Source organism: Cytobacillus sp. (genome assembly GCF_964223445.1).
Taxonomy (GTDB): domain Bacteria; phylum Bacillota; class Bacilli; order Bacillales; family Cytobacillaceae; genus Cytobacillus.
This window is the reverse complement of the sequence record NZ_CAXQGS010000021.1, coordinates 32,410-56,792: the sequence shown is the minus strand read 5'-3', so window position 1 is coordinate 56,792 and position 24,383 is coordinate 32,410. Positions and strand designations below refer to the sequence as shown.

At 42.0% G+C, this 24,383-nt stretch carries 21 protein-coding genes; 1 reads left to right on the top strand and 20 read right to left on the bottom strand.

Annotated features, from left to right (window positions below):
* Position 1: 1 nt before the first annotated feature.
* The 16 genes from ACEQ1T_RS02670 to ACEQ1T_RS02595 form a co-directional block, all read right to left on the bottom strand.
* The gene (locus ACEQ1T_RS02670; protein WP_370221629.1) at positions 2-979 is read right to left on the bottom strand and encodes an AAA family ATPase; all 978 of its coding nucleotides are present in this window, start codon (positions 977-979) and stop codon (positions 2-4) included.
* Positions 980-984: 5 nt separating this feature from the next.
* Positions 985-2,589, bottom strand: coding sequence for a hypothetical protein (locus ACEQ1T_RS02665; protein WP_370221634.1), 1,605 nt, complete (start codon positions 2,587-2,589; stop codon positions 985-987).
* Positions 2,590-2,644: 55 nt separating this feature from the next.
* A complete protein-coding gene (locus tag ACEQ1T_RS02660; RefSeq protein WP_370221628.1) occupies positions 2,645-3,493 on the bottom strand; it encodes an ABC transporter permease in 849 nt (282 codons plus the stop codon).
* Positions 3,490-4,425 carry an ABC transporter ATP-binding protein gene (locus ACEQ1T_RS02655; RefSeq protein WP_206836302.1) on the bottom strand — a complete coding sequence of 312 codons (936 nt, stop codon included), beginning with the start codon at positions 4,423-4,425 and terminating at the stop codon, positions 3,490-3,492. Before ACEQ1T_RS02655 ends, ACEQ1T_RS02660 begins: the two co-directional genes overlap by 4 nt.
* Entirely contained in the window at positions 4,422-6,797 is a 2,376-nt protein-coding gene (locus ACEQ1T_RS02650; protein ID WP_370221627.1) for a hypothetical protein, read from the bottom strand. The genes ACEQ1T_RS02655 and ACEQ1T_RS02650 overlap by 4 nt, the downstream gene beginning before the upstream one ends.
* 304 nt (positions 6,798-7,101) lie before the next feature.
* Positions 7,102-8,103: a signal recognition particle-docking protein FtsY gene (gene ftsY / locus ACEQ1T_RS02645; RefSeq protein WP_370221626.1), complete on the bottom strand. Its 1,002-nt coding sequence runs from the start codon at positions 8,101-8,103 to the stop codon at positions 7,102-7,104.
* 72 nt (positions 8,104-8,175) lie between these two features.
* Positions 8,176-11,742, bottom strand: a complete 3,567-nt coding sequence (smc, locus tag ACEQ1T_RS02640; RefSeq protein ID WP_370221625.1) for a chromosome segregation protein SMC — start codon at positions 11,740-11,742, stop codon at positions 8,176-8,178.
* 43 nt (positions 11,743-11,785) lie between these two features.
* Positions 11,786-12,526: a ribonuclease III gene (rnc, locus tag ACEQ1T_RS02635; protein WP_206836291.1), complete on the bottom strand. Its 741-nt coding sequence runs from the start codon at positions 12,524-12,526 to the stop codon at positions 11,786-11,788.
* Positions 12,527-13,015: 489 nt separating this feature from the next.
* Complete coding sequence (locus ACEQ1T_RS02630) at positions 13,016-13,249, bottom strand: acyl carrier protein (RefSeq protein WP_009330799.1); 234 nt, start codon at positions 13,247-13,249, stop codon at positions 13,016-13,018.
* Positions 13,250-13,341: 92 nt separating this feature from the next.
* The gene (gene fabG, locus ACEQ1T_RS02625) at positions 13,342-14,085 is read right to left on the bottom strand and encodes a 3-oxoacyl-[acyl-carrier-protein] reductase (RefSeq protein ID WP_206836289.1); all 744 of its coding nucleotides are present in this window, start codon (positions 14,083-14,085) and stop codon (positions 13,342-13,344) included.
* Positions 14,082-15,029 (bottom strand): ACP S-malonyltransferase, encoded by a 948-nt coding sequence (gene fabD / locus ACEQ1T_RS02620; RefSeq protein WP_370221624.1) that lies wholly within the window; start codon positions 15,027-15,029, stop codon positions 14,082-14,084. Before fabD ends, fabG begins: the two co-directional genes overlap by 4 nt.
* 26 nt (positions 15,030-15,055) lie before the next feature.
* Positions 15,056-16,060 (bottom strand): phosphate acyltransferase PlsX, encoded by a 1,005-nt coding sequence (gene plsX / locus ACEQ1T_RS02615; RefSeq protein WP_206836283.1) that lies wholly within the window; start codon positions 16,058-16,060, stop codon positions 15,056-15,058.
* Between the two features lie 20 nt (positions 16,061-16,080).
* Positions 16,081-16,641, bottom strand: a complete 561-nt coding sequence (gene fapR, locus ACEQ1T_RS02610; RefSeq protein WP_206836280.1) for a transcription factor FapR — start codon at positions 16,639-16,641, stop codon at positions 16,081-16,083.
* 111 nt (positions 16,642-16,752) lie between these two features.
* Complete coding sequence (gene recG, locus ACEQ1T_RS02605) at positions 16,753-18,801, bottom strand: ATP-dependent DNA helicase RecG (protein ID WP_370221623.1); 2,049 nt, start codon at positions 18,799-18,801, stop codon at positions 16,753-16,755.
* 230 nt (positions 18,802-19,031) lie between these two features.
* Positions 19,032-20,708 (bottom strand): DAK2 domain-containing protein, encoded by a 1,677-nt coding sequence (locus ACEQ1T_RS02600; RefSeq protein WP_370221622.1) that lies wholly within the window; start codon positions 20,706-20,708, stop codon positions 19,032-19,034.
* Between the two features lie 16 nt (positions 20,709-20,724).
* The gene (locus ACEQ1T_RS02595; protein ID WP_009330806.1) at positions 20,725-21,087 is read right to left on the bottom strand and encodes an Asp23/Gls24 family envelope stress response protein; all 363 of its coding nucleotides are present in this window, start codon (positions 21,085-21,087) and stop codon (positions 20,725-20,727) included.
* 446 nt (positions 21,088-21,533) lie between these two features.
* On the opposite strand from ACEQ1T_RS02595, the gene rpmB reads away from it, so the two are divergent.
* Positions 21,534-21,722: a 50S ribosomal protein L28 gene (rpmB, locus tag ACEQ1T_RS02590; RefSeq protein WP_019381740.1), complete on the top strand. Its 189-nt coding sequence runs from the start codon at positions 21,534-21,536 to the stop codon at positions 21,720-21,722.
* A 147-nt stretch (positions 21,723-21,869) separates the two neighbouring features.
* Here rpmB and spoVM read toward each other — a convergent pair whose 3' ends face one another.
* The 4 genes from spoVM to rsgA form a co-directional block, all read right to left on the bottom strand.
* Positions 21,870-21,950 carry a stage V sporulation protein SpoVM gene (gene spoVM / locus ACEQ1T_RS02585; protein ID WP_019381739.1) on the bottom strand — a complete coding sequence of 27 codons (81 nt, stop codon included), beginning with the start codon at positions 21,948-21,950 and terminating at the stop codon, positions 21,870-21,872.
* A gap of 177 nt (positions 21,951-22,127) precedes the next feature.
* Positions 22,128-22,775 carry a thiamine diphosphokinase gene (locus tag ACEQ1T_RS02580; protein ID WP_370221621.1) on the bottom strand — a complete coding sequence of 216 codons (648 nt, stop codon included), beginning with the start codon at positions 22,773-22,775 and terminating at the stop codon, positions 22,128-22,130.
* Between the two features lie 63 nt (positions 22,776-22,838).
* The gene (gene rpe, locus ACEQ1T_RS02575; RefSeq protein ID WP_206836268.1) at positions 22,839-23,489 is read right to left on the bottom strand and encodes a ribulose-phosphate 3-epimerase; all 651 of its coding nucleotides are present in this window, start codon (positions 23,487-23,489) and stop codon (positions 22,839-22,841) included.
* Positions 23,490-23,492: 3 nt separating this feature from the next.
* Positions 23,493-24,374, bottom strand: coding sequence for a ribosome small subunit-dependent GTPase A (rsgA, locus tag ACEQ1T_RS02570; RefSeq protein ID WP_206836265.1), 882 nt, complete (start codon positions 24,372-24,374; stop codon positions 23,493-23,495).
* Positions 24,375-24,383 lie beyond the last annotated feature (9 nt).

The following is a 24,383-nucleotide window of genomic DNA, read 5'->3' as shown; positions in this document are numbered from 1 at the left end:
GTCAAAAATGGTATGACAGCTGCCTAGAATGCATTCGTTTCCGTAAGATGCCCAAGAAGCTCAAAATAAGACGATGCCGCAAAACCGGATAGGCAACGTTTTTAATGTCCCCTATTGATACATGGAATCGTCCGGAGCACATGGCTCTTGCTTTTGCCATACTTATCAGACTCTGAAGGCCGCGTGGACCGCTCCCATATTGGACGTGCTTTTTCACTGTTTCTGGTGCCCCCTCTGAATCCGGGTGCGTGGCAGTGACCATCCAAACGGCATAATCCAGGATTTCATCTGATAGGAGAATTTCTCTCGAAAGCTCCTGAAGAGCAATGACATCCTTCAATCCGGCAGCTTTATTTAAATGGATTTTTTGCGTCCCCGTAGTCCTCCTGGCAATTTCTTTTAATTCTTCTTTCGTCGGATACACAACATTCACCTTGCATAAAAACCGGTCCGTTTGTGCTTCCGGCAAGGGATAAGTCCCTTCCATATCAATCGGGTTTTGAGTTGCAAGTACAAAAAATGGCTTTTCCATCTTTTTGGTTTCGCCCATAATCGTGACCGTTTTTTCTCCCATTGCCTCGAGCAGGGCACTTTGTGTTTTTGGTGTTGCCCTGTTAATTTCATCTGCCAGGATGATGTTGGCGAAAATGGGCCCTTTATGAAAACTGAATGTTTGCCTGCCGGCTTCATCAGGCTGAAGCAGCATGGTTCCAGTTATATCGGATGGCATAATATCAGGGGTGAATTGAATACGTGAAAATTTAAGATCAAGTACTTCAGCAATGGTTTTAATCAGCATAGTTTTACCAAGTCCTGGCAATCCTTCAAGCAAAACATGCCCTCCTGAGAATATGCTCCATAGTACATGTTCGACCACTTCTTCCTGGCCGACTATAAATGATTGAATTTCATCTTTTACTCTTGCAATAATAGCTGTTGCTTGTGCGAATTGCTGTTCTTTTTCCTGTATTACCGACATTGCATTCACTCCTTGTCAGGATCTATACTAGTAAAATAACTTTTAACGATTTCCTCTAAATCAGCCGGAAGCTTGTACCGGTCCGTACTTTGCCTGTATGCCTTTTCATAATTCCCAAACACTTCACTGTACGGTCTGATATTCCCTTTTAAGACAGGACCTTCCCCTTCAAACTGCTGTCCTGTACTCCCCTGTCCAAGGCTGCCGTTGTCATTTTCAATATTCGTCTTCCCTTCCATGCCAGATGGAATGGTGAGCAGATCCCTGGCTCCCTGTCCGAGCCCGGCACCTCCTCCAAGACCGCTGCCTGACCCATTCCCTGAGCCTGCCCCGGTACCAGATCCAGATCCGGTACCAGAACCCGAACCATTGCCTGAGCCGGATCCATTGCCTGAGCCGCTGCCTGAAGCCGCTCCGCTGCCATTGCCACTGTTTGTGCTATTGCCAGCTTGATTTGGATTATTTTGCTGATTTGAATTATTCTGCTGCCCCTGCTGAGACGTATTTGAAGCGTTTCCTGAACTGCCTGTCTGGCCAGGCTGCGAAAACGCGAGCTGGTTAGGCGGCATTCCATTCGAAGCCATTTGCTGCTGTAATGAAACACCTGAGCTCTGCAGGGCTTCTTGTGCTGCAGCCAGCTGTTTTAAAAGCTCTTCTGATTGCAATGCCTTTTCGAGCTGATCCAGGAGACTTGAGAGCTCTTCTTCAGACAACTGCGAATCACTGCCAGTAATCTCCTTCAAAGCCTTTCTTTGATCTTCATCCAGTTCCGTCCTCTGCTTATCAAGCTTTGACAACTCTTCCCTGAAGGAAGCCAAATCTTTTTCTTTCAGCTTCCGGCTTAATTGTTCTAACCCGCTCTTATCAAGATTGTTTTTCATGTTTTCGAGGGCTATTGATCTTTCTTTTTCTTTCATTGCTTTTAAATCCAAGCTTTTTGTTTGTTTCGCTAATTCCTTCAAAGCTTCATCAGCTGACTTTTTTTCTGCAATCTTGTCTTTTGCTTCCTCTAATGCTTTTTTCACTTTAGGATTTTTTTCCTTATCAGCTTTTTTCTCTAGTTCTTCCATTGCTTTTTCAACAATCTTGATTTCTTTTTCCTGTTTTAAAGCTAATTCCATTTTCTCACCTGGAACCATGTATAAGAGGACTGCAAGACCAAGAAAAGCCACAAACATTAAAAAAGGTTTGGGAAGAAGGAGATTCTTCTTCCTGCCTAAAACATGATGGTGCACCTTTTTCATATGCTTTACTGCATCTGCCAGCTGCAATCTTGCAAGAATGCCATCATCATGAAGGAAAGAATGGGCCGTAATGACCCTGTCTTCCGCTACAAATGTGTTATACAATGATGCAGCCTGGATCATGCCAGGACGCTTCTTCCAAATTCGAAAAGCTGCATAAAGAGCAGACAGAAATAAAATCATCAGGAGATAGTATTGCAGAAATGGGATAACAAAAAATCTTGCTGCTATCATAAGTAAAAAGGCTAAGACAGCCGCTGATAAAAGGAACACCTGGAATTCCTTAACGAACAGCTGAAATAGGAGCTGTCTTTTTACCGGTTTTAAAAGTCTAAGATATTGATTGCGGTTTTCCACCGATATCATTCCCTTATTAAAATTTACGGGCAATCCCGTCTCCAGGGATTTGCCCGAATAAATACTAGCCCTTTTTCATATTGGGACGGAGTTTTTTTATGCTCAGCAGAATTGCTCCAATGAAAATCAAAGTGTACGATATTAAGTATGAAATCCATAAAGGAAATTCAATGCCAGTTGATCTGGCAATTTCATTGGTCATTTCCGGCTCAAATGTGCTCATTAGAATAATGACCGGGTTAAGCATAGCCGGGAAGTATGCAAGAGGATTTGTTGGCTGAGTCCCTGTATAGCCATATGCATTGGTTAATTGCATAAAAATCAAAGTCAGGAATGCCGTTCCTCCAGCTAGGAATAAAGTAACCCCATAGGTGGTAACCATCGAGACAATTGTTTTTCTAATGAGCGTTGAAAATAATATCCCGAGACTTCCATAAACCAGGATGGTAAATAAATAAAATCCCATTGTCGTAAGCAGCTGACCTGGGGAAATACCTCCAAATAAAAACACAAAGCTATAAAGAGGCAAACTTGCCGCAATAAGCAAAATCAAATATGAAATGGAAGAAATCAGCTTACTCAAAATAATGCTAGAAGAGCTTTGGGTCGTTGTAAGCAAGATATTTAAGGTCTGCCTCTCTCTTTCACTGCTGATAACCCCTGCTGTTAAACCGGGAGTAATAAACAGAATCAAGCCAAGCTGCAATATTGATAGGACCATAAACATTGTCCGGCTCTGATCAGGTTTAAAAAAGCCCTGCATGTTATTTGACAATGATTCTATAAAGATAAATCCAACAATGATCAGGCCTAATGCCAGGAGGTAAAAGAGTACCCCAAGGTAGCTTTTAAAGCTGCGGAAGCGGAGCTTAAACTCTTTATTCAGAACAGGATTTACGACTAAATTCTTCATGTCAGCTCAACTCCCTTTGTAATTTCCATAAAGACATCTTCCAGATCCGTTTCTGCTTCAGCAAAGCTGGTGATCGCTAAATTATTTAAAATGGCTCTTTTCAGCAGATCTGTTTGTTCTTCAGCTGTCCCTTTATAAATAAACTGAAACGATGCTCCGTCCTCCAGTAAAGCCAATTTAAATATATTAGGATCATCCTCAAAGAAAGAGACGGCCTTTTCCGAGCTTCCATGAACTTTTACTATGATCAGCCTTTCTCCCCTCAGCTGTGACTGAATATCAGCAACAGACCCCTGAGCCACCAGTTTTCCCTGGTCAATAATACCTATGGTATCGCACATTTCTGCAAGTTCAGGCAGAATATGTGAAGAGATTAAAATAGTTTTGCCCATGCTTTTCAATTCTTTTAATATTTCCCTCATTTCAACCCTAGCTCTTGGGTCAAGTCCTGATGCAGGTTCATCCAGAATCAGCACTTCAGGATCATGGATAAGGCACCTGGCCAGGCAGAGGCGCTGCTTCATGCCTCTTGATAATAGGTCTACATATGATTCTCTTTTATTTGACAAGTTGACAAGGTCGAGAAGCTGCGGTATCAGCTTCTCACGTTCTGCAAATGGTATTCCGTAACTCGCACCGTAGAAGTGCAGATATTCATCAGCCTTAAGCTGGTCATAAACCCCGAAGAAATCCGGCATATAGCCTATCTGCTTCCTCACGAGCTTTGAATCCTTTTGAACATCATACCCGTTTACGTAAGCAGAGCCCGAAGTGGGAGCAAGTAAGGTTGCCAAAATGGAGAAGGTTGTGGATTTTCCTGCACCATTCTGTCCGACAAAACCAAATACACTGCCTTTTTCTATATTTAAATTTAAAGAATCAAGTGCTGTAAATTTTCCGTATCTTTTTGATAAATCCATAATTTCGATCATTTCGCCACCTCCCCTTTGATCGTAATAGCAGGCAATTGAACGAATGGATCACCCTGAGCTGATTTATTCAGCTTCATAATAAAACGGCCTTCTTTCGAAACGAACTGGGTTAAGTCATCTTTACTTGTCAGCTTTACGCTCCTTTGATCCGATTCAATCGGCAGCCACTCACCTGTCTTTTGGTTTTTTATTGAATACTGTACGTTTTGGCTATTGATCCTTACCGATATTTCTTCTAATCTATATGTTTTCTCTTTCAGCTGCTTCGGGAGGCTGAGAATATATTCATATTCTCCGTCTTCAAGCATCATTTCTGCATTCGTGCTGCCCATGCCTTTTTCATAAATCTGGCCCTGAATCACATTCCAATCAGCTGCCATCATTCCATCTTTCAGTGTAAAGGCTCCGGAGAACTCATTTATGGCCTCAAATGGCTGAAGGATCATATTTGTGTTATTCTGTTTTTCCTTTTTCCCTCTCATGGCTACATCAATAATTGATTCTTTTGTGATTCCCGCAATGACTGGCTGAGCAACATCCCCAAGCAGAAATGTAGTGGATGCATATTCCAGCTTTTCTCTTCTTAACCTATTTATATCATTTTGACCATTGGCAGGGTATGCGCCATTAAAAGTTCCTCCATATGGTCTGCTCAGCAGGGATTGTTTTGTGGTTTTATCCACTTTAATTGTCTCATCTTTCTTGATTGGCCCTAATTTGATCGCTTCATTGCCTGACCATATATATAATTCTTCAAAATCATACTCACTTTCGTTTTTGATTGTTCCAGTTAATCTTTTTTCCTTAAGGGTGAGGTCCGCTTTAAACTTCCCATTGAACTCGGTCTTGGCCTTTCCGTATATTGTTTTGGATGACCAATATTCTACCTCAGGGAAAATAATCTCATTGTTTTTTACCTTTTCAGCCATAATTCCGCTTCTAAAGGGATCTGATGAAGTGGAATTGTTTGAATAAACCACTGCATTAAATTCACCTTTGGGCATTGAGAGGATATATTCACCGCTTTTATTTGAAAGCAGGGTTGAAGCCTGATATCCGGTAAGCAGATTGTTATTCACTTTATAGATCCCCATCTGGTTCAGCTGAGGCTGAGAAATTCTGTCTTTTGCTCCCATTCCAAAGACAGCTGTCCCCATTAATATGGCGATGGAAGGAATGATCCACCAGGAATGCTCCCGCTTATCAAGCTTTCTTAAGACAAAATAAAGAACAGGCACTATCAGAATAATATAACCGGCAAAAAGCCCAATAAGCTGCCCTATAGAAAAATTGGATGCAGGGAAGAATTCATTCACTTCTGCAAATTCCCAATAAAGCTGGTCCAGGTAATCCTGAGAATATGGGCTGGATCCAATGGCCGCACCTGATGACTGTTTAATAAAGTCGGCAAACCATGTGTCGTATCCCTGCCATGAAGATAAAGGCTCATCTCCAAGTGAAAAAGCTGTCTGCAGGACCGTCCCGCTTCCATACTCCTTTTTCACCGCTGCTGGAAGATCTTCGCTTTCCGCGATAACTTCCGTACCCGTATCAACTGGACCAGTATAGAAGTTGAGCTCTTTAAAATCCGGCTCCTCTCCCTTTGCCGCCTGCAGGAATTTCACTGCACCAGCGGATTCGTTTTGAGATTTCATTGGCAGCAATGAATATAGCTCTCCATAGGCACCACTTGCATCAGGTCCGCCTCCGGCAATCAATGCTCCACCGTTGTAAACCCATTCCCTTATAGCAGATTGCTGTTTGTCACTAAGCTGGGAAATCTTGTATTCATCAATCAGCAAATAATCGAGTGTTTCCAATCCTGTCGCTTCATCCGGCAAATCTTCCTTATTGAGTTCAATCATCGTTTTTGAAGGAAGTGTCCTCAATTCTTTTACACGGTCATAGTTTTCACTGAGAACACCAATTACTTCAGTTGCCATATCTATAAATTTCGGCTTTAATGTATTTTCGCCTTTAAAACTAACCTTTTTTCCATCTTTCCAATCTCCTTCATAAAGAGTCAGCAATGGAATGTTCTGATACATGGAAGGGTGGTCCTCTGTCATGCCAGGGATGGAAACCAGGTATTCCTTAGCTGTTCCGGCAGGAAGCTCTACTTTTACAGTAACCGCACCGCTCGTATTGTAAGATGGATGGTAACTTATCAGCAAATCCCCGCTAAATGCCTCTCCTGTATTTTCCATCTTAATCCTCAGAGGAAACCCCTCTCCTCTTTTCACTTTTCCGCCAAAGCCCTCATCTAGAGAAACTTTGATGTCTGTGCTGGCAGCTTCTGCTGATTGGAATGGATAAATCATTAACACAAAGCAGAATATAGCCATAATGATCACTTTTAATTTTCTGTACAACCCAATCTCTCCCCCATTAAAAATCGTAAGTATCAGCCTTTTGTTTTTTTATAGGCAGTCTTTAAAACTACAATTTATTACAGCCTGATGACTTCTTCCATAGTATAGACGCAGCTTACTGACAAAAAGTTCCTGTGGATAATTATTTAATTCGTTTACAGGACCTCATTTGAAATAAATTTATCAGCATAGTGTAATTTTACACTAAAAAATATAAATTTCAAACTATTTATTAAATTGAAATATATATCATTTTCGATAGAAAAACAGCCGGAGAACTCGCTCTCCGGCTGTTTTTCTATTCTTATTGTTCCTCTTCTTCTACTTCTTTTTCGACTATGTCGGCAAAGAGCCCATAGACATATTGTTCTGCATTGAATTCCTGCAGGTCATCCATTTTTTCTCCTAAACCTACAAATTTCACCGGGATTTCAAGTTCATTTCTGATTGCAAGAACGATGCCTCCCTTTGCAGTTCCATCCAGCTTTGTAAGAACAATACCAGAAACATCAGTGGCTTCCTTGAAGGTCTTAGCCTGAATCATGGCATTTTGTCCAGTTGTAGCGTCCAGAACAAGCAATACCTCATGCGGGGCACCAGGTACTTCCCTTTCAATTACACGCTTCACTTTCTCCAATTCTTTCATCAGATTGACTTTGTTCTGCAGACGTCCCGCAGTGTCACAGATTAATATATCAGCTTTGCGCGACTTTGCAGATTGAACGGCATCATACATGACAGCTGCAGGGTCAGAGCCAGCTCCCTGCTTAATAACATCAACGCCGACACGTTCGCCCCACACCTCAAGCTGTTCAATCGCTCCCGCACGGAAGGTATCGCCTGCTGCAAGCAGGACATTTTTCCCTTCAGTTTTGAATTTATGGGCAAGTTTTCCTATCGTCGTTGTTTTTCCGACTCCGTTAACACCAACAAACAGGATAACAGTTAGTCCCTCAGACTGAATATTTAATTCTGTGGAGGTTTCGCCTGCGCTGTCATAAATTTCTACAAGCTTTTCTGAGATGACAGCCTGCACATCGCGAGGATCCTGAATATTCTTGCGCTTTACTTCCCTTCTCAGCTCTTCAACCAATTCCATGACAGTGTCGAATCCAACATCCGCCCCAATTAAGATTTCTTCCAGTTCCTCAAAGAATTCCTCATCCACTTTACGATACCTTGAAACAAGGTCATTTACCTTATTTGAAAAATTATCGCGCGTTTTGGTTAATCCGTCTTTAAATTTTTCAGTAACACTATCTGTCTGCTGTGTGATTTTTTCTTTTAGTTTTTTAAAGAAACTCATGTTTTCACTTCCTTTTAAAAGCAATATGTATAGGTGCGGAACAGTGTTATAAGCTGTCCCGCATTAAAGCTGCTATTGAGTAATTAGTTCCCTGGTTTCTTCCAGACGTACAGATACCAGTTTGGAAACACCGGATTCCTGCATGGTTACACCGTAAAGGACATCCGCTTCTTCCATTGTTCCTTTTCTGTGGGTGATAACGATGAACTGGGTTTCGTCGCTGTATCTCTTTAAGTATTTGCTGAACCTTTGCACGTTTGCTTCATCCAAGGCTGCCTCTACTTCATCAAGGATACAGAATGGAACAGGACGTACTTTCAAAATGGAAAACAGCAATGCAATTGCAGTAAGCGCCCTTTCTCCTCCCGATAATAATCCGAGGTTCTGCAGTTTCTTGCCTGGAGGCTGTGCGACAATTTCCACACCTGTATTCAATAAATCATCAGGCTGGGTCAAGCGTAAATCGGCTCTGCCGCCACCGAATAAAGATTGGAAAACCGACTCAAAATGAAAACGGATCCCTTCGAACGTTTCTTCAAATCGCCTTTTCATTTCAACATCCATTTCATCGATAACCTGGAATAACGTATCTTTTGCTTCCTGAAGGTCTGTTTTTTGTTCAAGCAGGAATTCATATCGTTCAGATACTCTGTCATATTCTTCGATTGCCCCAAGGTTCACAGCCCCAAGCTCTTCGATTGCCAGCTTTATGAGTTTTACTTTTTTTCGCGCTTCATCAATTTCAATATCCAGCGGATATTCCTCTTTAGCACCTTCAAAAGACAGCAGATATTCTTCCCTTAAATGATTCAGCCTATTTTCCAGCTCAACATCAAGCCGGTTCTGCTTAACTTCCTCATCTTTCAAAACTTCTACCAGGCCTTTATGCTGGCGTTTTAATTCTTTTGCCTCAAGTTCCAGTTCCTCTAAGGATGTTTGGAGCTTTAAGCGCTCATCCCTTCTTGAAGCAATTAATTCAAGCGTTTCATTCTTTTCCTTTAATTTTTGCTGTGCTGCCTCTTCCAGATGCTGCTCACCTGAAGAGCTATTCGTCATTTCGGATGATAGCAGTTCTAAATCCTCTTTTACTGTCTTCAGCTTATCCCTGTTAACAGCAAGCTCAGAAATTAGTGCGGCTAGTTTGTCCTCAGCATGATTCAGCTGTTCATTTTTGGAAGCGAAGCTGATTTTCAGCTCATTTATTTCAGATACAACAGTTTCCTTTGAAGTCTGCTGGGTGTTTTTTCTTTCTGTTAATGCTTTAATCTCATTATCAAGATCAGCTATTTGTTTTTGCTGCTGCTCCAATAGATCTGCAAGCTCACTCTTTCTGTTCAGCAGTCTTTCTCTATCTTCCGAAAACTGTGCTTTGTCCATATCATAAAGAGATAAGCGCTCATTAATGCTTTTCTCCTCAAACTCTACTTCCAGAAGCTCTCCTTTTACCCTCTGTTCCATCAAACGAAGCTCTTCACCTGTTTTTCTAAGCTGTTCAATGCGTGTTTCCTGTTTTTGAATTTCGCTTTTTTGCAGTTTCACTTGTTTTTCGAGGTTAGCTGTTTTGGATTCCATGTCCACAATTCGTGATTTCAGCTCTTCAAGTTCACCTTTGCGTGAAAGAATAGAAGTGCTTTTCTGTTTCATGGCTCCTCCCGTCATGGACCCGCCGGGATTAACCACATCTCCATCAATAGTAACGAGTCTCACACGGTATTGAAGAAGCTTCGCCAGTTCATTGGCTCCCTTAAGGTCACGGGCAATAACAACATTGCCAAGCAGGTTTTCAATAGCGGACTGATGCCTTCCTTCAAACTGGATCAGCGAAGCAGCTTCACCAATAAAGGCGGGATGGGCTTGAACCGATTGCAGTTGCCCGGTATTAAGCCTTTTCCCCTTCACTACACTTAACGGCAGGAAAGTTGCTCTTCCGTATGAATTCTTTTTCAGGAATTGGATGGCACTTCTCCCATCCTGCTCATTTTGTACGATGATATGCTGCATGGAACCGCCAAGAGCCGTTTCAATCGCCGTTTCGTACTCTTTTGGCACCTGAATTAATTCCGCTACGGCTCCTTCAATTCCCTGCAGCTTGCTGCCCCTTGCTTTCAATACTTCCTTTACACCTTGGAAAAAGCCCGAAAAGTCTTCTTCCATTTCTTCAAGCATTTCCTGCCTGGATTTTGCCTGCTGCAAATACTGATAAGCCTGATACAATGTTTTTTCCTGCTTTTGATAATTATTCTTTAATGATTCAAGCTTGCGGTCTTCATTGCGGAACACATGTACCTGACTCTCTATTTCTTTTTGCAGGCTTTCAAGTTCTGATTGTATCTTTTGCTTTTTCTCTTCGTTTTTCTTGCGGTCGGCAATATACTTTTCGTTATCCATCTCAAGCTTAGAACTGCGCTGACCCTGCTGGCTGAGCTGCTGTTCAATATTCTGCAGTTCGTTTCTTGAAGCCGCCTGGCTATTCAGCACTTCAATATAATCACTTTTCAGCGATTCAATTTTCTCTTCCGTATTTTCACTGAAGAGTTTGAGCTGATCCTGCTTTTCCTTTAATGCTTTCTGAAGTTTAACTGCTTCTGCCTTTACTTTTCCTTTGAGAGTCAACTGCTTTTCTTCTTGCTCTTTTAACTCAGTTATCTTCGAAGAAAGTTCTTCCATATTTCGATGAAGCTGGTCTTTATTCTGGCTGGCATTTTTTTTTCGCTCTTTTAGGACTTCTTTTCTGCCTTCCAGTTTTTCAAGCTCTTCACTGGCATGAAGGAGTACGTCCTGTAAATCATTTACTGATTCATCGATTGCAGCAATATGATCCTTTAACTCTTCCATTTTGGCTTCTTTGTTCTGAATAACTGCCGATAGCTTCATTTCATCTTCTGTATGCCGTTCAAGCTGACGTGAAAGCTGCTCCCATTTTGAATGCAGGTCTTCTATCTCATAGACTGTAAGGGCAACTTCTATTTTCTCAAGCTCTTCCTTCTGCTGCAGATAATCTTTCGCAATCGAAGCCTGAATTTTCAAAGGCTCTACCTGGCTTTCCAGTTCATGAAGAATATCATTCACCCTGTTTAAATTATCCTGGGTTTCAGAAAGTTTGCCTTCCGCTTTTTTCTTTCTTGTCTTATATTTAAGCACACCAGCCGCTTCTTCGAATATCGTCCGGCGTTCTTCAGCTTTGCTGTTTAGAATTTCCTCTACCCTGCCCTGGCTTATTATTGAAAAAGCTTCCCTGCCAAGGCCTGAATCCATAAATAAATCTACGATATCTTTTAATCTGCATGTTTGCTTATTGATTAGGTATTCACTGTCTCCAGATCGGTAGACCCTTCTTGTAACACTGACCTCGCTGTACTCGATCGGCAGACCCTGATCGCCGTTATCAAGGGTCAGTGTCACCTCAGCAAAATTCTGCGCTCTCCGGGAATCACTGCCCGCAAATATGACATCCTCCATTTTCGCGCCGCGAAGGGACTTAGCTGATTGTTCACCCAATACCCAGCGTATGGCATCTGTTATATTGCTTTTTCCGCTTCCATTTGGACCTACAACTGCCGTGACGCCAGGAACAAAATCAACCGTAATCCGCTCAGCAAATGACTTAAATCCAATAACATCAAGCCTTTTTAAAAACAACCCTGCTCCCCCTCTGTCTCCTCCAAGTTTCTATTCTTTGATGTCACTTGATATGATTCTTCAATACTTCAAGGGCCATTTGGGCTGCATGCTGTTCTGCTTCTTTCTTTGATCGGCCAGTGCCTGTCCCAAGCTCCCTGCCATTTAGGGAAACAGTGGAAACAAATTCACGATTGTGAGCAGGCCCTTTTTCCTGAAGGATTTTATATTCAATTGCACCTGCACCATCCCGCTGAACAAGTTCCTGCAGCTGGCTCTTGAAATCCATCACATGCGAAAAAGCACCTGAATCAATCTTTGGAAAAACAACTTTTTCCAAAAAACCGACAACCGTATCTAATCCTTTATCCAGGTATAGTGCACCTATAAAGGCTTCAAATACGTCTGCAAGCAGGGCAGGACGGGTTCTTCCCCCTGTCATTTCCTCCCCTTTTCCAAGCAGTACAAGGCTGCCGAATGACAATTCGTGGGCAAATGAGACCAGGGAGGGTTCGCAGACAACCGCGGCCCTCAGCTTTGTTAATTCCCCCTCGCTCATCATAGGATATTTTAGGTAAAGGAACTTTGAAACAGTCAGTTCCAGGACAGCGTCACCCAAAAATTCCAGCCTTTCATTGTCTTCATAGGGCTTTCTCCGATGCTCATTCACATAAGATGAATGGGTAAAAGCCTGTTTTAATAATTTTTCATTTTCAAATTGAATTCCGATTTCCGTCTGGAATTCTTTAAATTGTTTTTCGATTGCGCGAAATGATTTTCTTTCCTTATCCTTATTGCTGCGCATAATGCATCCACCTTGCTAAAAATTAATATTCTGCATAAGTAAAAAGCTTAAATGGTCTTCCCTAAGTTTACGGAATAAAGATGAAAAACGCAAAAAAACTTCTATTTACCAAAGCAATTTTAGTTTCATTTGGGTACAGCCATCTTCACAGAAGAAAGCCCCGTTATTCAACGGAGCTTTTGCCTTACATATTTACTGTCCACAGCCACCTGCTTCCGGGCTGCAGATTTTTCTCATGCTGCCTTCAATGCCACAGGTAACACCGGACAGTAAACATCTGCTGATAAATTGAAACTCAATCAGTGGGGTGCTTTTCCACAATGATTGTTAGTTGAACCAATCGGGCCATTACGGGCAGTTTGGCTCACGCTTATTAGTTTTTGAGTTCCTCTAAGTCTAGAAACGGGAGTCTTACTGCCCGTTAGACTGCGATAAAAAAATTGCTGCAGCGAGGGGCATACCCTCACTGCAGAGTGGTTCAACTAACGATTATTGGCTAGCTTTTATGTAATTTACAGCGTCACCGACTGTTGCGATTTTTTCAGCATCATCGTCAGAAATCTCCATGTCGAACTCGTCTTCTAATTCCATTACTAATTCTACTACGTCAAGGGAATCAGCACCTAGATCATCTTTGAAAGAAGCTTCCAATTTAACTTCAGACTCTTCAACACCAAGACGGTCCACGATGATCTTTGTTACACGTTCTAATACTTCTGCCATGCTTGTTCACCTCCCCTCAAGTATTATAGATTATTTTTAGACTTAATTGAAAGGTTTTATAAAAGTTTTTTGCATTACAAGCCTGTTACAAGTTACATGACCATTCCGCCATCAACATGAAGGGTTTGCCCTGTCATATAGCGGCTGTCCTCGGAAGCAAGAAACACTGCCACATTCGCAATATCTGCAGGGTCGCCAAAACGCGCCAATGGAATTTGCTTAAGCATCTGCTCTTTTACATCCTCGTTCAGCTTATCAGTCATATCAGTTGTGATAAAACCTGGTGCAATGGCATTGACCGTTATGCCTCTTGATGCAAGTTCCTTTGCAGAGGTCTTTGTCAGGCCAATAACACCTGATTTGGCGGCGACATAATTAGCCTGACCAGGATTGCCGCTTACTCCAACAATCGAAGAAATATTGATAATACGCCCGCTGCGCTGTTTCATCATCTGCCTTGTAACAGCTTTTGTACAAAGGAATACACCTTTCAGGTTAATGTTAATTACATCATCCCATTCGTCTTCCTTCATTCTCATAATCAGGTTATCCTTCGTAATCCCAGCATTATTAATCAGAATATCAAGCTTGCCAAACTTATCTACTGTTTCTTTTACCATGCTTGCCACGGAATCACTGCTGGATACATCGCATTGGATAGCAAATGCATTTCTGCCTAATGCTTTTATTTCATCAACTACTTCGTTCGCCCTTGCCTCACTTCCGGAATAGTTAACCGCGATATCTGCACCTTGCTTAGCAAGACCCAAAGCGATTTCCCTTCCGATTCCGCGGGAAGCTCCCGTTACTAAAGCGGCTTTTCCCTCTAGCTTCATCTCAATTCCTCCTTCAAGGATTCTGTAACCGTCTGGCAGGATTCAGCATCGGAAACGGCATACGTTTTAAGGGAACGATCTACCTTTTTCACTAAGCCTGACAGTACTTTTCCAGGTCCTATTTCTATAAATGTGTCTACTCCAAGCTCTATCATCTTGCGGATTGAATCCTCCCAGAGTACAGGAGAATAGAGCTGTTCAATCAATCTGCTTTTTATTTCTGCAGCGGAAGTCATTTCAGAAGCCGTAACATTGGCAATGACAGGAACAGATGCATCTTTGATTTCAATCTCGTCCAGGATCTGCCTGAACTTCTCCGCAGCAGGCTTCATTAATTCAGAATGGAATGGACCGCTTACTTCCAGTGGAAGCACACGCTTGGCACCTTCTTCTTTAGCCTTTGCAGAAGCTAGTTCAACACCTGCCCTTGAACCTGAAATCACAATCTGTCCAGGACAGTTTAAATTTGCGAGCTGAACCGGATTGCCGCCTGCAGATACCTCTTCTGTGACTGCAGTAAGCTTGTCCCTGTCAAGTCCCAGTACCGCTGCCATTGTTCCCTCGCCATTAGGAACTGCTTCTTCCATGAACTCTCCTCTTTTACGGACAGCATAAACACCGTCCTCAAAGGATATAGCTTCCGATGCAACGAGTGCAGTATATTCACCAAGGCTGTGGCCAGCCACAAAATCAGGTGCTACGCCCGACCTTTTAAAGTAATCGAGGATAGCAATGCTAGTAGTCAACAAAGCTGGCTGGGCATTTGTTGTTAACGTCAATTTTTCCTGAGGCCCTTCAAAAATAAGTTCTGATAGTGAAAAGCCAAGTTTTTGATCAGCACTCTCGAAAAATGATTTTACTTTCTCATCCTGTTCTGCTAGTGCTTTTCCCATTCCTGCAGCCTGCGATCCCTGCCCAGGAAATAAAAAGGCGATTTTACCCATCGTGCTTCCCCCCAAGTAAAATAAGTTTATTTAATGGCTGATTTTTCTGCTTCTTTTTCAACTGCTTCCTTAATCGTTTGAGCGACATTGTTTTCTACCATATTCCTGGTCTGTCTGACTGCACTGAATAAAGCTGTTGCATCTGAGGAACCATGAGCCTTAATAACCGGCGCCTTTAATCCGAATAATCCAGCACCGCCGTATTCCGAATAATCCATCTTGGATTTAAGCTGGTATAAGTCAGGCTTTAAGGCAGCTGCTGCCAATTTCGTTTTAAAGCTGCTGGTCAGAGCTGTTTTTAGCATTTTAAATACAGATAGAGCAGTACCCTCAATTGTCTTTAGCACCATATTTCCGGTAAAGCCATCTGTCACTACAACATCTGCAGCTCCTTCAAGCAAATCGCGCGCTTCCACATTGCCGATAAAATGGATATCAGCATTCTTCAGAAGGTCAAATGTATTTTTCGCCAGCTCATTGCCTTTTTTCTCTTCAGTTCCGATATTTAGAAGGCCCACTCTCGGATTGGAGACACCCCGGACCTTTTCTGTATATATGGATCCCATAATCGCATATTGAAGAAGATGCTCAGGTTTCGCGTCTACATTCGCACCTACATCCAGCAAAAGGAACCCTTCCCCGCCTATCGTTGGAAGTGTAGGTGATAATGCCGGGCGTTCAATGCCTTCTATCCTTCCTACCACAAAAAGGCCTGCAGCCATAAGAGCACCCGTGTTTCCTGCGGAAATGCATGCATCCGCTTTACCATCTGAGACAAGCTGTGCTGCAAGCACCATTGAAGCATTTTTCTTTCTGCGCACAGCCCTTACTGGTTCATCATCCGGCAAGATGACTTCATCTGTATGTAAAATTTCAATACGCTCGTTTGAAGTAAGGTATTCCTTTATTTTTGACTCATCGCCAACAAGGGTAATGTGTATATCCTTAAACTCCGCGGCAGCTTTCATTGCGCCAAGGACAATTTCCTTTGGGGCATTGTCGCCCCCCATTGCGTCTATGGAAATTTTCATGATGTTTCATCCTTTAGTGATTATTTTTTTCTGAACATGTCGAATTCGCCCTTAAATACCTGTTCATTATTTACAAAGCTATTGACTTCAACAATCGTCCTTCCGCTATCAATATCGATTGTAAGAACCTTGGCTTTTGCTATCACACGTTCACTTAATCGCACTGGCCTTGTAAATTGAATATTGGCTTTTGCTGTCAATGCCAATTCATCATTTATTACTGCAACCGCCAGTGAGTTAGCCTGGGCAAACAAGTGATGACCCCGGGCTATTCCATTCCGCTTGAAAACATGTTCATTTTTCACATCGAAAATGGATATTGCCGTTTTATCCAATTCTATATCTATTATTTCACCGATTATTTCTTCTATGGGTAAAGATCGGACTTCATCCTCGAAAGTTTTTTCAGCAACATGCTTGATTCTCTCCCGCAATTCCGGAATAGATAATTCCAAGCGGTCGAGCCTGATTGTCTGGACGCTGACAGAGAACTTTTCTGCAAGTTCCTCGTCCGTGACAAATGGATTTTCTTTTATTGTGTCCGTTAATAAATTCTGGCGTTCTTTTTTATTTCTTTTCATTAAAAATCCCACCGTCCGAGATATTAAGACTAGGTACTAATAGTAGTATATAATCAAAAAAAGCAGATTGCAAGAAAGAACTTTTCTGCAATCTGCTTGTTTACCTTGTGCCTAGTCCAGTTTTTCCCCTTCCAGCACTCCTGTTTCCTTTAAATAATTTCTCAATGGCCGGTACTCATCTGAATGCCAAAATTCATGTGATTCAACAAGAGAAGCTGCATCGTTTCTGGCGGTTTCGAGCGCGCGGTAATCATGGACCATATCAGCGACTTTAAATTCCGGAAACCCGCTTTGTTTTCTTCCGAAAAAGTCTCCAGGACCTCTCAGCTCAAGGTCTTTTTCACTTAGAGCAAAACCATCATTGGTTTCTGTCATGATTTTCATGCGTTCTTTTCCAACTTCCGATTTCGGGTCAGCCAGAAGCACACAATAAGATTGTTTATCTCCTCTTCCTACCCTGCCCCTCAACTGATGAAGCTGTGCAAGTCCAAAGCGCTCCGCATCATAGATCACCATCATCGTTGCATTCGGAACATTTACACCCACCTCGACAACCGTCGTTGAAACAAGAATCTGCTTTTCATTTCGGCTGAAAGCTTTCATAACATTTTCCTTTTCATCTGGATGAAGCCTGCCGTGCATGAGGCCGACATCATAGCGGCCATGAAAATGATGCATCAATGTTGCATGGACATCTATAGCGTTTTGAACATCCAGTTTATCTGACTCCTCAATAAGGGGACAGATCACATATACCTGCTGACCTGCTGAAAGCTCCTTTTCCATAAAACCAAGAACTCTGTCCAGCATTTCAGGTTTTGCCCAATAAGTTTCAATCGCTTTTCGCCCTGCCGGCATTTCATCTATGATGGAAACATCCATTTCCCCAAAAACAGTAATGGCCAATGTTCTCGGGATTGGCGTGGCAGTCATAAACAGAACATCCGGACTCTCGCCTTTTTCCCTGAGGATGCGCCGCTGCCCGACACCAAATCTATGCTGTTCATCAGTAATAACAAGCCCCAGTTTATTAAATTCCACTTCTTCCTGGATGAGTGCATGTGTGCCTATAAGAACATCAATTTCTCCATCCTTTAAATGCTGAAGAATTTCTCTTCTGCGCTTTCCCTTTACGGAGCTTGTCAGGAGTTCACATCGTAAGCCAAATGGCTTAAGCATCGTTTTTAAAGATTCCGCATGCTGCTCTGCAAGGATTTCGGTCGGCACCATTAATGCTCCCTGGAAATCTGCTGTCCTGCTGGCAAATAGGGCGATCGCCGCAACAGCCGTTTTACCGGAACCAACATCCCCCTGTAATAGCCTGTTCATCCGATAAGGCGATTTCATATCAGACAGAATCTCATTAACCACCCTTTTCTGGGCACTGGTTAAGGCAAATGGCAGAGAGTCTATAAACTCTATAAGCCTCGAAAGATTATAAGCTTGCGCAACCCCTTTAGACTGCTCTCTTTCAATCTTTCTTAGTGCCTGCATTTTTAATTGAAAATAGAAGAATTCTTCATAAACAAAGCGCCGTCTTCCCTGTTTAAGTTCCTGATCATTGGCAGGAAAATGGAGCGATCTCATAGCATCTCGCCTATTCAAAAGCCTATATTGCGAAAGATATTTTTCAGGCAAAGTTTCTGATATCTCATTCCCATACTGTGAGAAAGCCAGTTTTATAAAACGTCTGATTCCCTTGACCGTGATACTTCCTTTCACCGCATAAACCGGCTCAAAATCTTTGTTATTGGAGGCATTTCCTATTTTAAATTCATTGGCTGTTATGATTTGGCGGTGCTGGTCCCATTTGCCTGTCACAGTAACAGTTTCGTTCAATGTAATTTTGTTCTTTATATATGGCTGATTAAACATGACCACTTGTATCAGATATCTGCCTGCAAGAACTCTCACAGTCAGCCTGGACCGTTTCCTTCCATAATAGGCGAGTGAAGGTTCACTGTGGATCTTTCCTTCCACAGTTACTCTTTCATCATGCTTAATCTCTTCCAGGTCCTTGAGCCTGTAATCCTCATATCTATATGGAAAATATTCAAGCAAATCTTTTACAGTATTTATGTTCATTTCAGCAAGTGATACTGCTGTTTCCTCTCCGATGCCTTTAACAGCTGTAACAGACTGATTATAATTTGGATTCACGTTTATTGAACGGCTGCCAAATATATTTTCTCAAGGCAGTCCGCCACCCCTCCCTGCTCAATTACTTTTAACTGCAGGCTTATGCAGCGCCTGCTTTATAACTAGCACATTATCATTTAAATAGGCAAGTAAGTAATCTTTAACCAAATAATAAATTTTTCCGAAGCTCGCTAAAATATAAACGTTTAAAATGGCAAAAGCGAAGGCTGGGCCCTCGCTTTGTTTATTAGTTATTCAATTGAGAAAATAAAAGAGTACAGCGGCTGTTTGCCATCATGGACTTCGACTTCAACATCTTCATACTTATCTTCAATATAGCTGATAAGTGCCTCCATTTCCTCTTCTGCCGCATCTTCACCTTTTAATACGGTTAGGATCTCAGAGTCTTCATCGATCATTCCATCGAGAAGATCTTTGGCAGCCTGCACTCTATCCTTGTTCTTGACAACAATTTTCCCATCTGCGATGCCCATGAAATCATCTTTTTCAATTTCAAGGCCATCGATGCTTGTATCACGGACTGCAAATGTAATTTGGCCAGTCTTCACATGCTGAAGGGCGCCTGTCATTCCTTCTTCATTTTCCGCGAGTCCGGCACTTGGGTTAAAAGCAAGCAGGGCTGCCATTCCCTGAGGAACTGTCTTGGAAGGAACAACCACTGCTTCTTCTTCAGTCACTTCTGCAGCCTGCTGTGCAGCCATGATGATATTCTTATTGTTTGGCAAAATGATTACTTTCTTGGCATTCACTTCTTTGATGGCCTTTACGATATCTTCCGTACTGGGATTCATCGTCTGGCCGCCCTCAATGACTGCATGTGCACCTATGCTTCGGAAAAGATCCGCAATACCGCTGCCCATTGATACTGTCACTATTCCGTACACCTGCTTTTCCTTTGGCTTAGCTTCAGCTGCCAATGGTGTAGGGACATCTTCGATCAAATTAGTGTGCTGCTGGCGCATGTTTTCAATCTTCATATTGACTAAGCTGCCATAGCGCTGTCCGTATGTCAGGCAATCTCCAGGCTGTTCAGAGTGGATATGTACTTTAACAAGCTGTTCATCTGCAATCACAAGAAGTGAGTCGCCATATTTGCTTAAGTCCTGGCGGAACTTGTCTTCTGAAAAAGGATTGGCAGATAGCTTTTCAGCTTCGAACTTTACCATAAACTCAGTGCAATAACCAAATTCAATATCTTCAGTGTTCATAAAACTATGAACATTTTTATGGTGTTCCGCGCTAACCAGGTCATCCATCTTTGGAAGGGCTGCTGGTGTATCAGGAAGTTTTTCGCCCTTGAGCTCGGCAAGGAATCCTTCATAAACAAAAACAAGACCCTGGCCGCCGCTGTCTACAACCCCAACCTCCTTTAAGACTGGAAGAAGATCCGGAGTACGGTTTAAAGAAGCCCGGGCTTCTTTTAAAACTTCCTCCATAATCACTACGATATCATCTTCATTTTTTGCAGCCTGCACCGCTTTTTTGGCGGAATCTTTCGCAACGGTTAAGATCGTTCCTTCAACAGGCTTCATCACTGCTTTATAAGCAGTCTCTACACCTGAATTCAAGGCATCAGCAAACTCTTTGCCATTTATGGATGATTTCTGTTCAATGTGCTTTGAGAACCCTCGGAACAGCTGGGAGAGAATTACTCCAGAGTTCCCGCGTGCCCCCATCAGCAACCCTTTAGAAAGAGCAGAGCCCACCTTACCAATATGTTCCTGAATATTAGCTTTTACTTCCTTTGCACCGGAAGTCATTGACAAATTCATATTTGTTCCTGTGTCTCCATCAGGAACAGGGAAAACATTTAACGCATCCACTAATTTTGCATTAGCAGATAAATGGTTCGCTCCTTGTATGACCATTTCGGCAAAAAGCTTCCCATCTAAATCTCTTTTTGACACAAGTCTTTCCTCCTCACTACGGGTTCGTTACACGAACTCCCTGAACGTAAATATTAACCGAGTCCGTACTTAGCCCAACTGTTTTATCAAGGGTGTATTTCACTTTAGATTGCACATTGTGGGCAACCTCGGAAATTTTCGTTCCGTAACTTACAATAATATACATGTCGATATGTACTTCATCTTCTTCCTGGCGGACAATTACACCGCGAGTAAAATTCTCTTTTCGAAGTATATCTGTAAGGCCATCTTTAATTTGATTTTTAGAGGCCATCCCTACGATGCCGTAGCAGTCAACTGCTGCTCCGCCTGCGATTGTTGCAATTACGTCATTAGAGATATCAATTTGCCCGAAATTCGTTTTTAATTCGATGGACATGGTTCGTTCCCCCTTTGGAAATTGCTTTTAATAAAAGCTTCTTCAGGCACTCCCGCTTAACGGAAGCGCTGGCGTTCCCCATTAATTGTAATATGGAGGCAAGCTTGCTGTTATAGGATTAATGCATCCTTTTCAGCTGGGCAGCGTTACTAACTCCAAAGCTTTATGCATACCTTATGATATTTTACTATATGGGCTGTAATATTGAAAGTCATACTTCCCCATCTCTATTATAGCTCATGTTCCATGCCCCTATGTCAAGGAAATTTTCTTGAAAGCAAACTATTGCAATCAGAAGGGTTGTATGATAAATTATTAAAGTATCTTTTAATGTCGAAATCCGAAAAGGAATTCCACATTAATTCAGATGGATGAATCTGACTATTGCAAATGAAAGCATTGAAAAATAGTTTCAGCTTATGCTTTTAGTAAGGAGGGAAACATACATGCCACGCAAATGTGTTGTAACTGGTAAAAAAACAACTTCAGGTAACGCACGTTCTCACGCAATGAACGCTAACAAGCGTACTTGGGGTGCTAACCTTCAAAAGGTACGTATTCTTGTAGACGGTAAACCTAAACGTGTTTGGGTTTCTGCAAGAGCACTTAAATCAGGTAAAGTTGAGCGCGTTTAATCTGCTCAGGGACATCCTTTTAGGATGTCCTTTTTATTTGCCCTTTTTATAATCCACTATCATTCTCCCCCATTCAGTCAAAAAATAAAAGCACCCCATAGAGGTGCCCAGTTTTTTGATGCTATTTTCTTTTTCATTTATGGGCGTTTACCCTTTTTTGAAGGTCCCTAACATGGCACGCACAATGCCCCCTAAAAATTTAGGAAGTTTGATTGTATAAAATCTCATTACTCGTGTCCCTCCTCACAATCTACGCATCCATTCTGTCCTTAAATCGTCTTTACCATCTTATTCAAATAATGAAAGATGAGTACTCATGATTAAAAAAAAATGATCAGAAAGCAATTCATGCCAAGACTCATATCCAGCTTCCCAGAACCTTGCAGGGCAGCACTGGCCCGGCACTTAATCCTTGCTTCTTACAACCATTAATATGCCTTCAGTAAAAGAAAAAGTACCACAATCATCAATAAGTTCATTGCTGATACAAAGAGTAGAACCTGCAGGGACGGTCCGATATGTGAGCGGATACTTGAAATTTCTTAAAGTGAGGCCTTTAATTTCCATCGTGATAGGGACAAAAGAAATGTATTTGAAATATGGATTTTGCTTTATGCTATATTCACCTGGACCCTTAATATAAATCTTATTTTTTTGGTCAATAATTTCGACAGGAACAAAGTTTTCTGCAAGTACAGGCTTTATTAACAGCTGAATATTTGCAAATAAGTGGTCAAGCCGGCCCCCTGTGGCGCCAAACAAACGGATTTTTTCAGGATTTTGGCCCAGTGCCCAATTCAGGGCAAGCTCCATGTCGGTTTCGTCTTTCTCCGGCATGAATCTGTTCAGCTCTTTTACATTTTCTTCAATAGTTAATAGTTCTTCATTTGACACAGAATCAAAATCGCCAAATGCCATTTTCGGCTGTATGCCATTTTGAATAAGAGTAAGCACTCCTCTATCTACTCCGATCCAGAAGTCACAAGCAACACTGAACGAAGACAGTTCAGGCAGCAAATCCTCAGGGCCGCCAGCTAAAATATTTATAATCATTTCACATTGCTCCTATCATATCTTAAATTATAAAAAGCCAGCTGTATTCCAGCTGGCCCTTTTTTATTTTGAACCTTTTAAAGCAGCAATCGCCCCGGCTCTGTCTTTCTGATTATAAATTGCCGACCCGGCAACAAGCACATTGGCTCCAGCTTCAATGCACAATTGTGCTGTTTCTTCATTCACTCCGCCGTCCACTTCAATTTCAATATTTAGACCTTTTGCGTCAGCCATTTTCTTAACGGCCTCAATCTTAGGAAGAACCCCATGGATGAATTTTTGTCCTCCAAAACCAGGATTAACAGACATAAGCAATACCATATCAATATCATCAATAACATGCTCTATCATATTAACTGGTGTAGCCGGGTTAAGAACCACACCTGCCTTGACGCCAAAAGATTTAATTAAATGAATTGTTCTGTGAAGGTGTTTGCAAGCTTCTGCATGTACAGTGATATAATCTGCCCCCGCATTAGCAAATGCCTCAATGTAGTTATCTGGATTTTCTATCATCAAATGAACATCCAGGGGCAGCTTTGTTACAGGACGGATTGCATCAACAATTAAAGGGCCAATTGTAATATTCGGTACAAAATGGCCGTCCATTACATCAACATGAATATAATCAGCGCCGCCGATCTCTACATCTTTAATCTCTTCTCCCAATTTAGAAAAGTCTGCCGATAAAATAGAAGGTGCAATTTTTATCATGAATTAATACCTCGGCTTTCTATCTTTTATTTCCTGCAGAAAGGTTTTGTAGTGCTCATATCTATAGGAAGGAATTTCACCGTTTTCACTGGCGGCCTTTACAGCGCATTTCGGCTCTGCCATATGCAGACAGCCTCTAAATTTGCATAGATCGCTTTTCTCCTGAATTTCTGGAAAGCAATAATTTAGATCTTCCAATTCGATATCTGTAAATTCAAGGGAGCTGAATCCCGGTGTATCAGCAACAAGCCCTTTTCCAACCTCTATCAGCTCTACATGCCTGGTTGTATGCTTTCCTCTGCCCAAATGTGAAGAAATATCATTTGTTTTCAGCTCCAAGTCTGGTCTTAAAACATTTAACAAAGAAGATTTCCCCACACCTGACTGTCCTGCAAAAACGGATATCTCGCCTTCCAGATATGGCATTAATTCTTTAACACCTTCTTCTGTTTCCGAGGAGGTCAGCAAAACATCATAGCCGGCTTTGCGGTAATCTGATGCATATTGCTGAATTTCCTTATACTCATCCTCGTCTGTCAGGTCTATTTTAGTAATGCAGATGATTGGCTTTATATAATTGAATTCAACCAGCACCAGGAAACGATCTAATAAAGAGGTGCTGAAGCCTGGTTCAACAGCTGAAAATACAAGAATGGCCTGATCAACATTTGCAATCGGGGGACGTATCAGCTCATTTTTCCGTTCTTTTACCTCTAAGATGTATCCTTCTGTAATACTTTCTGCCTGAAACACAACTTCATCACCGACTAGCGGGTTAACCTTATTTTTCCGGAAAACTCCGCGGCCTCGGCACTGAATGGTTTCATTTCCGCTTAAAACATAATAAAACCCGGCTAAGGCTTTAATAATTTTGCCCTCAGGCATAGCAACACT

Coding starts and splice junctions, on each gene's coding strand:
- ACEQ1T_RS02670 (WP_370221629.1), bottom strand. CDS start 979: ATGTCGGTAATACAGGAAAAAGAACAGCAATTCGCACAAGCAACAGCT.
- ACEQ1T_RS02665 (WP_370221634.1), bottom strand. CDS start 2,589: ATGATATCGGTGGAAAACCGCAATCAATATCTTAGACTTTTAAAACCG.
- ACEQ1T_RS02660 (WP_370221628.1), bottom strand. CDS start 3,493: ATGAAGAATTTAGTCGTAAATCCTGTTCTGAATAAAGAGTTTAAGCTC.
- ACEQ1T_RS02655 (WP_206836302.1), bottom strand. CDS start 4,425: ATGATCGAAATTATGGATTTATCAAAAAGATACGGAAAATTTACAGCA.
- ftsY (WP_370221626.1), bottom strand. CDS start 8,103: ATGAGTTTCTTTAAAAAACTAAAAGAAAAAATCACACAGCAGACAGAT.
- rnc (WP_206836291.1), bottom strand. CDS start 12,526: ATGCGCAGCAATAAGGATAAGGAAAGAAAATCATTTCGCGCAATCGAA.
- ACEQ1T_RS02630 (WP_009330799.1), bottom strand. CDS start 13,249: ATGGCAGAAGTATTAGAACGTGTAACAAAGATCATCGTGGACCGTCTT.
- fabG (WP_206836289.1), bottom strand. CDS start 14,085: ATGAAGCTAGAGGGAAAAGCCGCTTTAGTAACGGGAGCTTCCCGCGGA.
- fabD (WP_370221624.1), bottom strand. CDS start 15,029: ATGGGTAAAATCGCCTTTTTATTTCCTGGGCAGGGATCGCAGGCTGCA.
- plsX (WP_206836283.1), bottom strand. CDS start 16,060: ATGAAAATTTCCATAGACGCAATGGGGGGCGACAATGCCCCAAAGGAA.
- fapR (WP_206836280.1), bottom strand. CDS start 16,641: ATGAAAAGAAATAAAAAAGAACGCCAGAATTTATTAACGGACACAATA.
- ACEQ1T_RS02595 (WP_009330806.1), bottom strand. CDS start 21,087: ATGTCCATCGAATTAAAAACGAATTTCGGGCAAATTGATATCTCTAAT.
- rpmB (WP_019381740.1), top strand. CDS start 21,534: ATGCCACGCAAATGTGTTGTAACTGGTAAAAAAACAACTTCAGGTAAC.
- spoVM (WP_019381739.1), bottom strand. CDS start 21,950: ATGAGATTTTATACAATCAAACTTCCTAAATTTTTAGGGGGCATTGTG.
- ACEQ1T_RS02580 (WP_370221621.1), bottom strand. CDS start 22,775: ATGATTATAAATATTTTAGCTGGCGGCCCTGAGGATTTGCTGCCTGAA.
- rpe (WP_206836268.1), bottom strand. CDS start 23,489: ATGATAAAAATTGCACCTTCTATTTTATCGGCAGACTTTTCTAAATTG.
- rsgA (WP_206836265.1), bottom strand. CDS start 24,374: ATGCCTGAGGGCAAAATTATTAAAGCCTTAGCCGGGTTTTATTATGTT.